The organism is Ruegeria sp. BF6, assembly GCF_056538665.1.
The window spans coordinates 471,508-485,868 of the sequence record NZ_JBQFTN010000001.1 but is presented as its reverse complement, the minus strand read 5'-3'; the positions used below and the strand labels follow the sequence as shown (position 1 = coordinate 485,868).

The window sequence follows — 14,361 nt, the reverse complement described above, 5'->3', positions numbered from 1 at the left end:
GGTGAGCGTCAAAATCTGAATAACTTAAATTGTTCAATTACAATGCCCTAAAAGCCCTTATTCGACCTCCTGAAACCTCTCTCGACGGCTAAATTTTCGCCACGATCCGCACGTACTCACAGCGTGCGAACAACGGGAATCAATCAATTGATTCTCAACCCATTCGGGCACAGACCCCATTCAGGAGACATACTATGAAATATCTGGCAGCGCTCGCCGTTCTTGCTCTGCCTGCGACCGCGCAGGCCGTATCGCAAAACCCGGTCGAAGGTGAAGTTGTATACGAGTGCCAGATCACCGAAAGCTGCAAGTCCAGCGGTTGCGCACCATTGGGTTCAGCCAGCCAAGTGACGTTGAAGAAAATCGAAGGGCAATCCAAAGGGCTGCTAATCGCTGAAGGTCAAGAGCACGAAGTTCTCGTGTACCCAAGTCTTGGAGCGCTGGAATTTCTTCACGTTTTGGCCGGTGGAAGCGTCGGATACACAGTGAAATCTGACACCGGCCACCTTGAGGTTCGGGCGTCTGGTGGCCAGCAACGAAACGACCGCGGGACCTGCAAGATCGCAACCTGAGATCGCGTTCACTGGCTTTCAAATTGCAGGTTTCAACTTTCTTTGCGCCGGGTAGATTTCCAGTGATCCGGTGCATCCCATTCCGAGGCGCAAAAGGTTGCACTTTTGCCGTTTTATCTTTGGAATTCGGCAACTCAACACAGCTGAATTATTGTGTCTTTCCTCACTGATATGCCATAAGGCCGCACCCGACGGAATGAGAAGGTGAGATGGACATACTGAACGCGTTAGTCGCGCTTGCGAATTTTGTGTTGGTGCCGGCGATCGCGTATGGCAGCCAGCTGGCACTGGGGGCGTTGGGGGTCACTCTGATCTACGGCATCTTGCGGTTTTCAAACTTTGCCCATGGCGACACGATGGCATTTGGTGCGATGATTGCCGTGCTTGTCACATGGGGCATGCAAGCCGCCGGGGTCAGTTTCGGGCCGCTGCCAACCGCTCTGCTGGCCCTGCCCTTTGCCATTCTCGGGTGTATCGTACTTGTGCTGATCACCGACCGGCTGGTCTATCGGTTCTATCGCGAGCAAAAGGCCAAGCCGGTTATTCTGGTCATCGTGTCGATGGGCGTGATGTTCATCATGAACGGCCTTGTGCGTTTCATCATCGGGCCGGATGATCAGAGGTTTTCGGACGGGGCGCGGTTCATAGTCTCTGCGAGGGATTTCAAGGCGATGACCGGGTTGCGTGAAGGGCTGGCGATCAAGACCTCTCAGGGCATTACCGTCATCGTGGCGGTTGTCGCAGTGGCGCTGTTGTTCTGGTTCCTCAACAAGACACGCACCGGCAAATCGATGCGCGCCTATTCCGACAATGAGGACTTGGCGCTGCTGTCTGGCATCAACCCCGAACGCGTGGTGATGATCACCTGGATTATTGTCGCGGCACTGGCGACCACCGCCGGGGTGCTTTACGGGCTGGACAAAAGCTTCAAACCTTTCGTCTATTTCCAACTGCTGCTACCTATCTTTGCCTCGGCCATCGTGGGCGGTCTTGGCAGTCCGCTGGGTGCCATCGCGGGCGGGTTTATCATCGCATTTTCCGAGGTGACGATCACCTATGCCTGGAAGAAAGTGCTGACCTATCTGGCACCCGAAAGCCTGGAGCCGTCAGGATTGGTGCAGTTCCTTTCCACCGATTACAAATTCGCCGTCAGCTTCGTCATCCTGCTGATCGTGCTTCTGTTCAAACCTACGGGCCTGTTTAAGGGGAAAGCGGTATGATCTTCGGAGTTATTGCAACTATTGCAATTCCACTGCTTGCAGGCTTGGTACTTGGCCCTGTTGGCCTCATTGCCGGGGTCGGCGAAGTTGCTTGTGGTTGGGTCTATTGGCACGCCTTACGCACTCAAAATGAAAGCCTTAAGAACTCGTCTTTGTTCGCCGCAGTTGCGATCCTCGTCTTGAGCACCGGGTTCTTACAAGGTTGGAACGCGGCGATCCTGATCCTGAATATGGGGCTGATCTCGGCCATCATGGCGCTGGGTGTGAACCTGCAATGGGGCTTTGCCGGGCTGTTCAACGTCGGCGTCATGGGTTTTGTTGCGCTGGGAGGGCTTGCGGTTGTGCTGGTCTCGACCCCGACCACACCCGGAGCGTGGTCCGCGGGCGGGTACGGCATTGTTCTGGCTATGCTGCTGGGGGCCGCAACCGTTGTGGCCACCGTACTGGTGGCGCAGAAGATGCCGAAAGGCCGAGTGCGAACCCTGTCGATCATCGCCATTCTGGTCGTGGGATTTTTTGTGTACCGAGCCGTTCTCGATCCCAACACCGCGGCTGTTGAGGCGATTGAGCCGGCGGTCGCGGGCAACCTTGGCGGACTGAATCTGCCTGTGTTGCTGGCATGGCCCGCAGGTGGCCTGCTGGCTGCGGGTGCCGCATGGCTGATCGGTAAAACGGCGCTGGGTCTGCGGTCTGATTATCTGGCGATTGCAACGCTTGGTATCGCCGAGATCATCATCGCTATCATGAAAAACGAGGACTGGTTGGCGCGTGGCGTCAAGAATGTCTACGGCATTCCGCGCCCTGCCCCTGTGGTCGGCTATGAGGTCGATCTGCAGAACGATCCCGGCTTTGTAGCACGCGCCGATTGGCTGGGGTTGGACCCGGTCACGGCCTCGACCCTGTCGGTCAAGCTGGGCTATTCGCTGCTGTTCCTGATCGTTCTGCTTGTTCTGTTGTGGATGGCACAAAAGGCACTGAACAGCCCATGGGGCCGCATGATGCGCGCGATCCGCGACAATGAGGTCGCGGCCGAGGCGATGGGTAAGGACGTCACCCGCCGCCATTTGCAGATTTTCGTTCTGGGCTCGGCCATCTGCGGCATTGCCGGAGCGATGATGACCACTCTGGACGGTCAGCTGACCCCCAGCGCCTATCAGCCGCTGCGATTCACCTTCCTTGTCTGGGTGATGGTGATCGTTGGCGGGTCGGGCAATAATTTCGGCGCGGTGCTGGGGGCGTTTGTCATTTGGTTCCTGTGGGTACAGGTCGAACCCATCGGCTTTTGGCTGATGAGCCTGATCACATCAGGGTTGCCCGATGGCAGTGCGCTCAAGGCGCATCTGATCGAAAGCGCCGCGCATATGCGCCTGCTGACCATGGGCCTGATCTTGCTGATTGTTCTCAGATTCAGCCCAAGGGGGCTGATCCCCGAGAAATAGATCGTATCAGGGGGAATTTTGAAAACCGCGCCGCATAACCGGCGCGGTTTCTTGATTCATGAACCGAACCTGAATAGACCAAGTTACCGGTGGGCGCGTTCCGGACCTGCGCCAGATCGCCTTCACGCTTAATTAGTCAATCAAGGCTGAAACTACTGGCCACCTCTCGAGAGTAAGAAGACGACACATGAAAAACTCCTTCATCCCCAAGATCCTCATGCTACCGATGGTTGCCAGTCTGGCCGCATGTATCCCGTCACCCGAAGATCTGGAGACCACACCGGTCAAGGTCCAGACGCCAAAGGGAGTGGTGACCTGCCAATTGTACCGGCATGACCGAGTGACCTGGGATCGCGCCATTGATTTCCCGGCCACAAAAATGTCGGTGCCCGAGGCTGACGCCTATTGCAGACAAGAAGGCCAGCGCCGCCTTAAGTAACAGGATCAACGTCGGACGGCAGACAGGCCGCGCGGCGCCACACCTATCGGCCCCGAAACAACCCGCCCAGAATACCGCGAACTATGCGGCGGCCGGTAGTGCCTTTGAGTTCTTTGATGACGGCCTCGCTCATGGCGGTGGCAAAGGTATCCTTCTTCCGCGTTAACCGGGAAGAAGACCGCCCGACGCGACCACCGGAATACCGACGGGCCGTCGCAAATTCACGTTCAGCCACTGTCTGCGTCTCTTCCTGCTCCTCCGCTTTGGCGGCGGCCTGAGCCGCTTCATCCGCACGGCCCTGAAGGATTTCAAACGCTGACCTGCGATCATTCAGCGTGCCGTATTTCGCCTGCATAGGAGAGGCTTCCAGAACCGCCTGACGTTCGGCCTCGGTGATGGGCCCAAGTTGCGAACCGGGCGGGCGGATCAGTGTGCGTTCAACAATCCCCGGCACCCCCTTTTTCTGCAGCATCGAGGTCACCGCCTCACCCACGCCGACCTCACGTATTGCGGCTTCGGTGTCGAAAGCAGGGTTTTCGCGATAGGTTTCGGCGGCCAGACGAAGATTCTTGCGATCCCGGGCGGTGAACGCGCGCAGGGCGTGCTGAACCCGGTTGCCGAGCTGCCCCAGAATGTCCTCGGGGATGTCCGCCGGGTTTTGCGAAATGAAGTAGACCCCGACCCCCTTGGACCGGATCAGCCGCGCGACCTGTTCAACCTTGTCGACCAAAACCTTCGGCGCGTCTTCGAACAGCAGATGTGCCTCATCAAAGAAGAAGACCAGCTTGGGTTTGTCCGGGTCGCCCACCTCGGGCAGTTCCTCGAACAGCTCGCTAAGCAGCCACAACAGGAAGGTCGCATAAAGACGCGGAGCCCCCATCAGCTTGTCCGAGGCCAGAATGTTCACCATCCCGTGCCCGTTCGCATCCGTGCGCATCAGATCGGCCAGCTCCAGCGCGGGTTCGCCAAACAGATTGGTCCCACCCTGATTTTCCAGCACCAGCAAGCGCCGCTGGATCGCCCCGATCGAAGCAGTCGAGACATTGCCATAACGCAGGGATAACTGCGCCCGATTCTCGCCGATCCAGACCAGCAGGGCCTGCAAGTCCTTAAGGTCCAGCAGCGGCGTTCCTTCTTCGTCCGCCACCCGGAAAGCGATGTTCAGGATGCCCTCCTGCGCCTCGCTCAGGTCCATGAGGCGCGACAGCAGCAACGGACCCATCTCGGTCACGGTTGTGCGCACCGGATGGCCTTGCCGCCCGAACAGGTCCCAGAACGTCACCGGGCACGCGGCATAGGCATAATTCTGAAACCCGATGCGCTTTGCGCGGTCCTGAAACGCTTGATGCAGCTTATGGGTGTCGCTCCCCGCCTTGGCCAGACCGGACAAATCCCCTTTGACATCTGACAGAAACACAGGAACGCCTGCGGCCGAAAAGCCTTCAGCCAAAATTTGAAGCGTTACGGTTTTGCCGGTCCCCGTCGCACCGGCAATCAACCCGTGCCGATTGGCATATTTCAACGTCAGGGATTGGGGTTGGCTATAGTCGTCACCCGCGCCACCCAGAAAGATGTTATTTTCCATGTATGTAAGGCCTTAATTTCCACCGATCTGCCCCCAGCATACAAAGTTAACCTTTGACTGCGATAGTCAATTCGCCGCCTTTGTTGCGAACGGAACAAGGCGGCAAACTTCCTCCCTGTCGACTGACCGCGCCTTCGGGCGCGGTTTTTTTAACAGAAAGCTGGATCTGCCATTAATTTTTTAGGTTTGCAGTTGACCGCTGCGCCCGCCTTTCGTAACGTCTGCGCATAACTAAGTCGGCCAGTCCGACGGGGAGAACATATTTGAAGGGAGCCGCTCCACCGGCTCCCTTTTTCATTGGTCGGGAACACCCAAAAACGGCAGAAAACTGATCACATCCGGCCGTTTGCGCAGCTTAGTGCCTGACACCGTGTTCGAACGGTGGTAAGACCCACAAAAAAGATCAATCAATCTGCCGAGGCATTCATGATCAAGAAACTTCTACCCGTTAACATTCTGGTGGCTGCGCTTTGGTGCGGAGCCGCATACGCACAGGAAGCAACACAGGATACGCAGGCGCAGGAAACCCCATCCGCTCAGGCGGATAGCGGACTGGATCTTGGCACTTCCGGCCCAAGAACCGGTGAACAATTCGTCAAGGAAAAGACCGGCGACTGGGAAGTGTCCTGTATCAAAGCAGAAGCTGGTGAAGACCCCTGCGCAATGGTCCAGATCCTGAACGGTCAAGAAGGTGAACCGCTGGCTGAGGTTAGCATTGGCAAGCTACCGGCCGGTGGCGCTGCTGTCGCCTGGGCCAATGTAATCGTTCCGCTGGAAACACTACTGCAAGCGCAGCTTGCTCTTTCAATCGACGGCGCACCGCGAAAGCTTTACAACTATCACCATTGCGTCCGCGTTGGATGCGTAGCGCAGCTTGGCCTCAGTCAAGCAGAGATCGATGCGATGAAGTCTGGGTCAAAAGCCGTATTTTCTCTGGTTCCGGCCCGGTTTCCCGACCAGGTGATCAATATGGAAATGTCTCTGACAGGATTTACAGCAGGTTTCGACGGGTTGAACGTCAACCAGAACTGATCCCATGAAACCCAAAAACGCTGCCAGTCCCAACAGGCAGCGTTTTTTTTGCATTCGTTAGTTGAAACTTCAAACCCGTTTCAGCGCAAGCACCGCGTTTAGCCCGCCGAAGGCAAACGCGTTGCTTAGCGCCACCTCGACCTTTGATTCACGGGCGTCGTTGGGCACCACGTCCAGCGCACATTCCGGGTCGGGTTCTTCGTAGCCGATGGTCGGAGCGATAACACCATCGCGCAGTGCCATGATACAGGCCAGCAGTTCAACAGCGCCGGTTCCACCGATCAGGTGTCCGTGCATGGACTTCGTGGATGAGATCATCAGATCATCCGCGTGCGGACCGAACACATCCGCAACAGCCGCGCATTCGGTTTTGTCATTCGCAGCCGTGCCGGTTCCGTGCGCATTGATATAACTGACCTGATCCGCATTCAGACGCGCATCCGCCAAGGCACCCGCCATGGCCCGTGCCGCGCCTTGTTTGCTGGGCATCACAATGTCCGATGCGTCCGAGGTCATGGCAAATCCCACAACCTCGCACAGTATATCGGCGCCACGGGCGCGCGCGTGTTCATATTCTTCGAAAACGAAGATACCAGCACCTTCACCCTGAACCATACCGTTACGGTTGGCGCTGAAGGGGCGGCAGGCGTCGCGGGACATGACGCGCAGCCCTTCCCAGGCCTTCACGCCACCAAAACACAGCATCGATTCCGACCCGCCGGTGATCATCGTAGGCGCCGCCCCGCTACGTACCATCTGGAACGCCAGCGCCATCGCATGGTTGGACGACGCGCAGGCAGTCGAGACGGTAAAGCTCGGGCCTTTGAGGTTGTGCTCCATCGACACGTGGCTGGCCGCAGCGTTGTTCATTAGCTTGGGCACAACGAATGGGTGAACCCGGTTCTTGCCGTCTTCGTAAACCGAACGGTAGTTATCGTCCCAGGTCGAAACGCCACCGCCAGCGGTGCCCAGAACGACACCGGACCGGGCGGCAAGATCACCATGAAACTCGATCCCGGATTGATCGATCGCTTCTTTCGCGGCCGTCAGGGTGAACTGGGTAAACCGGTCGTAAAGGCTCATCTGTTGGCGGTTGAAGCGCCCTTCGGCCTCGAACCCACGGACCTGACCGCCAATTTTGATAGAGAGCCGCTCGACATCGCGGAATTCAAGATCTGAGATACCGCAACGCCCTTCGCGCATGGCTTCCAGCGTATCGGCGACCGAATGGCCCAGCGAGTTGATCGTGCCGGCCCCGGTAATAACAACGCGTTTCATTGGCTCAGGTCAGACCTTTTCCGACACAAGCTTTTCGATACCGGCAATGATGGCGGCGACATTCGAGATATCGAAATCGCTGGCCTCGGGTTCGTTGGCGTTGAACGGCACCGAGATGTCGAATTCTTCCTCGATGGCAAAAATGCTTTCAACCAGACCCAAACTGTCGATTCCCAGATCCTCAAGCGTGCTTTCGGGAGTGACGTCCGAAGGCTCCAGCACGGCCTGCTCAGCAATGATTGCGATGACGCGGTCGGTGATGCTCATGTCGGTCCTCTGATTATCCCGTTGAGGATGATTTAATCACTCGGAGGCTGTTTGAAAACAGCCTTTTTCAACGCCTCGACGTCACGTGCAATTCGGGGCAGACGACGCTGCGCCTTGTAGATATCTGTATGGGTCTCCATCTTGACGCCCGGATAGCCCATGATCACGCGGCCCGCAGGAACATTGGACAGAATCTTGGTGCCGCCCCCCGCGATCACACCGTCGCCGATAAAGATGTTGTCGACCACTCCGGTTTGGCCGCCCAGCACCACGTTATTTCCGATCTCGACCGACCCGGACACGCCGGTTTGACCGCATAGCAGGCAATCCTGCCCAACACGGGTATTGTGACCGACATGCACGAGGTTATCCAGTTTGGAGCCATTACCGATGCGCGTATTGCGGATCGTACCGTTATCAACCGTGCAATTGGCACCAACCTCGACATCGTCGCCGATCTCAACCGCGCCCAGAGAATGTATACGCAGCCAACTTTGCGCCCGCGCTTCCCCCTGATCGCCCATCGTCTTGCGCGCGTTTTCGGCGCCGGACACTTCGGGAGTGACGAAACTGAACCCGTCGCCACCGATCCGCGCACCGGGTTGGGCAATGAAGCGGTCACCGATTTGCGCCCGCGCACCGATGCTGACCATCTCGCGCAGCATCGCTTGATCGCCCATAACGGCATCCATCCCGATCACGCAATGCGGGCCAATCACCGCGCCCTTGCCGATCCGCACACGCGCGCCGATGACGGTCAGCGGCCCGATCGAAGCGCCTTCACCGATTTCAGCCGCCGGGTCGATCACGGCCGAGGGGTGAATCCCCGGCTCAACCCCCTGCCCGCGATCCAGCATCGCGGTTACCCCCGCCATCGCCATACGCGGCCGGGGTACGAAAATTGCCGCTTGCAGACCCAACGCCTGCCAATCGGCACCTTCCCACAAGACGGCGGCCCTTGCAGACCCACCGCTCAGCGCCTCGGCATATTTCGGAGACATCGCCATCGCCAGATCAAACGATCCGGCATCCGCCGGCTCAGCGACGCGTTCGATAATCAGGCTGGTGTCGCCTTGGCTTTCTGCCGCAAGGGCGTCGGCGATTTGCTGGATGGTGTAGTGCATATCGGGCTTCCCGGTTTAAGGACCTGCCCCGCTGATTACCCCTGAACGTCCGGCAGGGCTACCCCTGCCTTCTGTAGAGCCTCCCAGATTTTCTGATCCCGCTCATAGACATCCCGACGATACTGAACCTTGCCCTTGGGTCCAATAAAGGCTGTTCGGTAGATGATATGGACCGGAACGTGCTGATCCAGTTGCACCGTTGTTTCTTTGCCCGTGTTCAGGACCCGGTGGAAAAACGCCTTTGGGTTTTCTTCTTGTTTGGCCAACAGCGCATAGGCGAACTCAAACGGTTGCGCCAGGCGTATACAGCCGTGCGAAAACGCCCGCACCTCACGCGCGAACAGACTTTTCTGAGGCGTATCATGTAGATAAATGTTGTACTTGTTGGGGAACATGAACTTCACTAACCCCAAGGCGTTGCTGGTACCGGGCGCCTGACGCATCGCAAACGGAAAGTTGCGCGCGTTGAACTGGGTGAAATCCACGGCACCGCGATTGACCTGACGACCGCGGCGATCGGTGATCTGGATATGACCAACCGCGTGCGGGTTGGACTTCAGCTTGGGCAGGTATTCCTTGGTGATGATCGAGCGCGGAACATACCAGCTGGGGTTGATGACCATATGCTCCATCTCGTCCGAGAATTCGGGGCTGCGGCGGTCATGCGTGTTCTTGCCGATCACGGCGCGGGTTTCGAAGGTGATCAAACCGTCATCTATGATTTTGGCAGAAAAATCGGTCTGATTGACCAGAATGTGCCGTGCGCCCCGTTCGCGCGGCAACCAGCGCTCGCGCTCAAGCGCAACATATACGGCCTTGAGCCGATCCGAGGCACTGCGGTTGAGTTCGGTGATTGTGCCCGGCCCGGCGACCCCATCGGCTGCAAGGCCGTGGTCTGTCTGAAACGCCTGAATCGCACCCAACAAGGCATCATCAAAATCCGGGTTGGCCGTCGGTCGCAGATAACCCATGGAAACCAATCGGTTACGCAGCTTGATTACATCTGGTCCCGTATCACCATATTCCAGCTTGGACACCGGAACAGTCGGCCCCCAGCCACCTTGGTTGACAAGGGTTTGCAGAACCAGTTTCTGCTTCATCAACGCCCGGTATTGCGTTGATTGCGGAGCAAGCTGATCGAAATAGCTTCCGTTTTCCGCAGCGATCAGCCCTTGAAGATGATCCTTGGCCGAGGTGCGTTCGACTTTTCGAACTAGACCGTCGTCAATTTCAGATGGCCGCAACGCGCCGGATTGGAGGTTCCGGGCATATTCCACAAAAGCACGACTTAACCGGATCTCGACAGCGCCGAGATCACGCGTCGTGCGTGCGCTCTGCATTTGATCCAAAAGCGCTTGAACGCTGTAGGAGCCTTGCGGCAAACCGTGCATTTCGGTGCCTGACAACGCCCGGATCAACTGTGCTCGCCGCACCATGTGCGCGGGCGTTTCCCCTACCCAAACCGGCGCAAACCCGTTTTCCCGGTAGAATTCCGCAATTCCGGACCCCGGCGGGGCAAATTCAGCGACCGCCATCTGATAAGCCGTTGCCGGCCGGGTTCCTGCGCTTGAGACAGATGCCGAAACCAGAAAACATGCCGTTAAAAAGAAACCAGTACGCGTCCGAAAACCTGAGAACATGGGATGGCCTTGATTATTCTTAATTTTACGCCGCTCGCGAGCGTGCCGATCAACTATGATTGCGTCCCGGGCAGCTTGTCTATTCACAAATGTATCAACGCGGCGCATCTATCGGAGCGTGATGCGTGTTTGCATCGCCCGGCGGAATGGCGCCACCAAATGCTTCTGAATTATACATAAACGCATCAACTGCGCAAAAAACTGCCGAAAAATCCCCCTTGAAAAGGTGATTTTGAAAGACTTCTTGGCTGTTTTTCGCGACTGTGTCATAAATCCCGCATCTGGGATGGAAAAAAATTAAGAACGCGCGCGTAACATCGTGTGCAGGCAGGAACAGTACGGGACGAAACTAAAATGACGATGAGCAGTACCTCGGGCTTGACCCGGCGTGCCCTTCTGGGCGCATTTGCAGCTACGGCAGTTGTGGCGGCACCGACCTATTCCAATGCAGCAGGATTCCTTCGCGGCGGCGGCGATATTCGGCGGATTCGCATGTATTCCGGTCGCACCGGCGAACGCATCGACATGATCTATTGGGTCGATGGCAAGTACATCAAGGACGCCGTGAAAGAGGTCAACCATTTCATGCGCGACTGGCGGACCGATCAGGTCAAGGGCATGGACCTGCGCACCATTGATATCATGGCGGCCTCGCACAACCTTCTGGATGTGAACGAACCGTACATGCTGCTTTCGGGATATCGATCGCCGCAGACCAACGCCATGCTGCGGTCGCGTTCGCGTCGGGTTGCCAAGAACTCACTGCATATGAAAGGTCAGGCCGCCGACCTGCGCCTGTCATCGCGTTCGGTCTCGCAGATGGCCAAGGCGGCCATGTCCTGCCGCGCGGGTGGCGTCGGCAAATACTCCCGCTCGAATTTCGTCCATATGGATTGCGGTGAAGTCCGCAGCTGGGGCGGTTAACTCCCCGCAATAAACTTCAAAACGACGAGCGCCCTCGGGCGCTCTTTGTTTTTTTGTGCACAAAAAGCGATACCTTTTGAATCTGAAATACAGCCTGCGGACCAACAGGCTAGGAGAATGGCTAGATGCTTCCTTCGACGTATAGGTTTTGGCATCTGATCAATTTTCGCCTTGCATTTTGTGATGCCTCCAAAAGGAAACAATTAGCCCATGCACTCTGATTGATTAGGCTCTCACACCGTGTCAAATTGACCGGTAAGCATAGTCTTCTCTCAGCGTTAAACAGTAAAAGCCAAGTAGCCCTGGCAATCACGAAGCACATGGGTCAGTGCTACCAAAGCACCCAACTTACTTTTTTTGTTCTTTGGAAATCACAGCCGTAACCGTGCGTGTCGTTCGACTTCTAGTGATTGCAATAGCACTCAGAACTAAAACGCAGGCCATGGCTTGTGGCACCGTAATCGCTTCGCCAAAAGCAAAAAAACCAACTGCAAACATCGTGGGCAGTTCTATGCTCCCGACGACTGCAGTTTGAGAAGCGCCGATCAACGGTGAACATATAGTGTATATGAACTGTGGGATAAGCGCTGTAACTAAGCCTATCCCGACTATCAAAACCCAGTCAGATTGCCCTTCGGGGAGAAGCTTTGCCAGATCGGCACTCATCATCAGAGGTAAGAGTCCAAGAACAGATCCCAGGGATACTGACGCAATGCGGGCAAGAGGCGCGATGCGGGACAGCCTATGGACCAAGACACATATACCGAAGCCAAAACCAAAAGGAGCCGCAAGCGAAATCAAGAGTGTTGGGATGTGCTCTAGGGGCACAGACGCGGATGTGCCGGCCGCTATGATTGCAGCCAGCGTGATAAGCCCCGAGGCAACCAAGGCACGCCTCGTTGGTGAATCGGCGAACAAGACCCAGGCGATAATCAACGTGAAAACCGGATAGGTCATATAGAGCACACCTACTGTCGAAGCGGGCAATGTCTCTAGCGCGGTCACATATCCAATCCACCCAAGCCCCATCACTACGCCGACAGCAAGCCCCCAGCAAATCTCGCGCCATGATTTACGATGTATGAAGAGAACAGGTAGCAGCAGAACTGCGGCAACGATGTAGCGATAGAATGCGACGGCGTATGGAGCAACACCTTGCTCGGTCAACCCCCGGCTGAAGTATGGAACCAGCCCGAAACAAACTGAGGCGAAAAGCACACCACCAACCGCTAGCGCATAGGGAACAGCCGGTCTGGGTTGTGCTGATGGTGTTTCCATAAAACAAGAGCTAACACAGGACTGCCAACACTAAAGCAGAAATTCATCGCGCACGCGTGCTACACTTGTTGATAGTTCGGGCTTAGCGCCACGAACGACAGACGCATAATGGAGGCATAATGTGGGATCAAATTGAACCCGAATGGCTTCAAACTAAGACCACATAAGTCTTTCTGCTTCAACATTTTTAGAAAATATGGCGCACCTGAGAGGATTCGAACCTCTGGCCTCTGCCTTCGGAGGGCAGCGCTCTATCCAGCTGAGCTACAGGTGCCTTGGCCGTTAGCTAACCTTGTTCCGATCTGGGTGCAACTGCAAATCTACCCGGATCAGTCAGCTTTCACGCGAACAGATCGTGCGCCAGTTCCAGCGCGTCGATCAGCGTGTCGACCTCTCCTTTGGTGTTATACAGGCCAAAACTGGCGCGGCAGGTCGCGGTCACACCATAGAAATCCATCAACGGGCCTGCGCAATGGTGGCCCGCGCGCACGGCGACGCCTTTCTTGTCGAGAATCGTCGACACATCATGCGCATGCCCTGCCCCGTCCAGCGTAAAGCTGAAGATGGCCGCCTTGTCCGCACGAGTTCCCTGCACCTGAACCCAGTTCAAGCCGGTCAGGCGTTGCATCGCATAGTCGCGAATCCCGGCTTCATGGGCGGCGATGTTCTCCATCCCCAAATCCATCATGTAATCCAGCGCCACGCCCAAGCCGATAGTCTGAACGATACCGGGGGTTCCGGCCTCGAACTTCATTGGCGGGTCGTTATAGATCACCTGGTCCTTGCTGACCTCTTTGATCATGTCGCCGCCCCCGATAAAGGGGCGCATCTCCGCCATACGTTCAGACTTAATGTAGATCGCACCCGAGCCAGACGGGCCGTACAGCTTGTGTCCGGTGATCGCATAGAAATCGCAGCCGATATCCTGCACATTGACCGGCATATGAACGGCACCCTGGCTGCCGTCGACCAGCACGGGAACACCTTTGGCATGAGCACCTGCAGTGACGGCCTTTACATCAACCACGGTGCCCAGAACGTTCGAGCACTGGGTCACGGCGACCAGTTTGGTCTTGGGTCCAATCGCGTCGATCACTGCCTGCGGATCCAGACCGCCTTCGGAGTCCACATCGACCCATTTAAGGACAACCCCCTGACGTTCGCGCAGGAAATGCCAGGGGACTATGTTGGCGTGGTGCTCCATGACGCTGAGGACGATCTCATCGCCCGCCTGCAGCCGTGGCATCGCCCAGCCGTAAGCGACCAGATTGATCCCCTCGGTCGTGCCCGAGTTCAGGACGATCTCATTCTCATCCGCCGCGCCCAGAAAACGAGCGATGGTGCCGCGGACGGCCTCATACTTCTCGGTCGCCAGATTCGACAGGAAATGCAGACCGCGGTGAACGTTCGAGTATTCCTCGGCATAGGCCCGCGTCACCGCATCGATCACGACCTGAGGCTTTTGCGCCGAGGCCCCGTTGTCCAGATAGGTCAGCGGCTTGCCATTCACCTCGCGCGACAGAATTGGAAAGTCTGCCCGGATTTTTTCTACGTCATACATGG

The 14,361-nt window shown here is 56.8% G+C and carries 13 protein-coding genes and 1 tRNA gene; 6 read left to right on the top strand and 8 right to left on the bottom strand.

Annotated elements, in window-relative coordinates:
* Positions 1 to 194 precede the first annotated feature (194 nt).
* From ACR0IM_RS02420 to ACR0IM_RS02405, 4 genes are all read left to right on the top strand, one after another.
* Positions 195 to 572, top strand: coding sequence for a hypothetical protein (locus ACR0IM_RS02420; RefSeq protein ID WP_480680715.1), 378 nt, complete (start codon positions 195 to 197; stop codon positions 570 to 572).
* Positions 573 to 781: 209 nt separating this feature from the next.
* Positions 782 to 1,792, top strand: a complete 1,011-nt coding sequence (locus ACR0IM_RS02415; RefSeq protein ID WP_480640374.1) for a branched-chain amino acid ABC transporter permease — start codon at positions 782 to 784, stop codon at positions 1,790 to 1,792.
* The gene (locus ACR0IM_RS02410; protein WP_480680714.1) at positions 1,789 to 3,231 is read left to right on the top strand and encodes a branched-chain amino acid ABC transporter permease; all 1,443 of its coding nucleotides are present in this window, start codon (positions 1,789 to 1,791) and stop codon (positions 3,229 to 3,231) included. The genes ACR0IM_RS02415 and ACR0IM_RS02410 overlap by 4 nt, the downstream gene beginning before the upstream one ends.
* 187 nt (positions 3,232 to 3,418) lie before the next feature.
* Positions 3,419 to 3,670 (top strand): hypothetical protein, encoded by a 252-nt coding sequence (locus tag ACR0IM_RS02405; protein ID WP_480588872.1) that lies wholly within the window; start codon positions 3,419 to 3,421, stop codon positions 3,668 to 3,670.
* Positions 3,671 to 3,713: 43 nt separating this feature from the next.
* Here the strand turns inward: ACR0IM_RS02405 and ACR0IM_RS02400 are convergent, their stop codons facing one another.
* Positions 3,714 to 5,255 (bottom strand): helicase HerA-like domain-containing protein, encoded by a 1,542-nt coding sequence (locus ACR0IM_RS02400; RefSeq protein ID WP_480680713.1) that lies wholly within the window; start codon positions 5,253 to 5,255, stop codon positions 3,714 to 3,716.
* A gap of 426 nt (positions 5,256 to 5,681) precedes the next feature.
* Between ACR0IM_RS02400 and ACR0IM_RS02395 the strand changes: the two genes are divergently transcribed.
* Complete coding sequence (locus tag ACR0IM_RS02395; RefSeq protein WP_480588878.1) at positions 5,682 to 6,287, top strand: invasion associated locus B family protein; 606 nt, start codon at positions 5,682 to 5,684, stop codon at positions 6,285 to 6,287.
* A gap of 69 nt (positions 6,288 to 6,356) precedes the next feature.
* On the opposite strand, the gene ACR0IM_RS02390 is transcribed toward ACR0IM_RS02395, so the two are convergent.
* From ACR0IM_RS02390 to ACR0IM_RS02375, 4 genes are read right to left on the bottom strand one after another with little or no spacing between them, the layout of a single operon-like run.
* Positions 6,357 to 7,565 carry a beta-ketoacyl-[acyl-carrier-protein] synthase family protein gene (locus tag ACR0IM_RS02390; protein ID WP_480680712.1) on the bottom strand — a complete coding sequence of 403 codons (1,209 nt, stop codon included), beginning with the start codon at positions 7,563 to 7,565 and terminating at the stop codon, positions 6,357 to 6,359.
* A gap of 9 nt (positions 7,566 to 7,574) precedes the next feature.
* A complete protein-coding gene (locus ACR0IM_RS02385) occupies positions 7,575 to 7,832 on the bottom strand; it encodes an acyl carrier protein (RefSeq protein ID WP_170324939.1) in 258 nt (85 codons plus the stop codon).
* A gap of 32 nt (positions 7,833 to 7,864) precedes the next feature.
* The gene (gene lpxD / locus ACR0IM_RS02380; protein WP_480680710.1) at positions 7,865 to 8,956 is read right to left on the bottom strand and encodes a UDP-3-O-(3-hydroxymyristoyl)glucosamine N-acyltransferase; all 1,092 of its coding nucleotides are present in this window, start codon (positions 8,954 to 8,956) and stop codon (positions 7,865 to 7,867) included.
* 35 nt (positions 8,957 to 8,991) lie between these two features.
* On the bottom strand, positions 8,992 to 10,596 hold the full coding sequence (locus tag ACR0IM_RS02375; RefSeq protein ID WP_480680709.1) for a L,D-transpeptidase family protein: 1,605 nt from the start codon (positions 10,594 to 10,596) through the stop codon (positions 8,992 to 8,994).
* A gap of 354 nt (positions 10,597 to 10,950) precedes the next feature.
* Between ACR0IM_RS02375 and mepK the strand changes: the two genes are divergently transcribed.
* Entirely contained in the window at positions 10,951 to 11,520 is a 570-nt protein-coding gene (mepK, locus tag ACR0IM_RS02370) for a peptidoglycan L,D-endopeptidase MepK (RefSeq protein ID WP_480640368.1), read from the top strand.
* Between the two features lie 348 nt (positions 11,521 to 11,868).
* Here mepK and ACR0IM_RS02365 read toward each other — a convergent pair whose 3' ends face one another.
* From ACR0IM_RS02365 to ACR0IM_RS02355, 3 genes are all read right to left on the bottom strand, one after another.
* On the bottom strand, positions 11,869 to 12,798 hold the full coding sequence (locus tag ACR0IM_RS02365; RefSeq protein WP_480588894.1) for a DMT family transporter: 930 nt from the start codon (positions 12,796 to 12,798) through the stop codon (positions 11,869 to 11,871).
* Between the two features lie 197 nt (positions 12,799 to 12,995).
* Positions 12,996 to 13,072, bottom strand: a tRNA-Arg gene (locus ACR0IM_RS02360).
* Between the two features lie 66 nt (positions 13,073 to 13,138).
* Entirely contained in the window at positions 13,139 to 14,359 is a 1,221-nt protein-coding gene (locus tag ACR0IM_RS02355; RefSeq protein WP_480588896.1) for a cysteine desulfurase, read from the bottom strand.
* Positions 14,360 to 14,361: the final 2 nt, after the last annotated feature.

Bases quoted from the DNA above. Each gene is read 5' to 3' on its own strand.
- ACR0IM_RS02355 (WP_480588896.1), bottom strand. From the start codon at position 14,359: ATGTATGACGTAGAAAAAATCCGGGCAGACTTTCCAATTCTGTCGCGC.
- mepK (WP_480640368.1), top strand. From the start codon at position 10,951: ATGACGATGAGCAGTACCTCGGGCTTGACCCGGCGTGCCCTTCTGGGC.
- ACR0IM_RS02375 (WP_480680709.1), bottom strand. From the start codon at position 10,596: ATGTTCTCAGGTTTTCGGACGCGTACTGGTTTCTTTTTAACGGCATGT.
- ACR0IM_RS02365 (WP_480588894.1), bottom strand. From the start codon at position 12,798: ATGGAAACACCATCAGCACAACCCAGACCGGCTGTTCCCTATGCGCTA.
- ACR0IM_RS02390 (WP_480680712.1), bottom strand. From the start codon at position 7,565: ATGAAACGCGTTGTTATTACCGGGGCCGGCACGATCAACTCGCTGGGC.
- ACR0IM_RS02415 (WP_480640374.1), top strand. From the start codon at position 782: ATGGACATACTGAACGCGTTAGTCGCGCTTGCGAATTTTGTGTTGGTG.
- ACR0IM_RS02420 (WP_480680715.1), top strand. From the start codon at position 195: ATGAAATATCTGGCAGCGCTCGCCGTTCTTGCTCTGCCTGCGACCGCG.
- ACR0IM_RS02400 (WP_480680713.1), bottom strand. From the start codon at position 5,255: ATGGAAAATAACATCTTTCTGGGTGGCGCGGGTGACGACTATAGCCAA.
- ACR0IM_RS02385 (WP_170324939.1), bottom strand. From the start codon at position 7,832: ATGAGCATCACCGACCGCGTCATCGCAATCATTGCTGAGCAGGCCGTG.
- lpxD (WP_480680710.1), bottom strand. From the start codon at position 8,956: ATGCACTACACCATCCAGCAAATCGCCGACGCCCTTGCGGCAGAAAGC.
- ACR0IM_RS02410 (WP_480680714.1), top strand. From the start codon at position 1,789: ATGATCTTCGGAGTTATTGCAACTATTGCAATTCCACTGCTTGCAGGC.
- ACR0IM_RS02405 (WP_480588872.1), top strand. From the start codon at position 3,419: ATGAAAAACTCCTTCATCCCCAAGATCCTCATGCTACCGATGGTTGCC.
- ACR0IM_RS02395 (WP_480588878.1), top strand. From the start codon at position 5,682: ATGATCAAGAAACTTCTACCCGTTAACATTCTGGTGGCTGCGCTTTGG.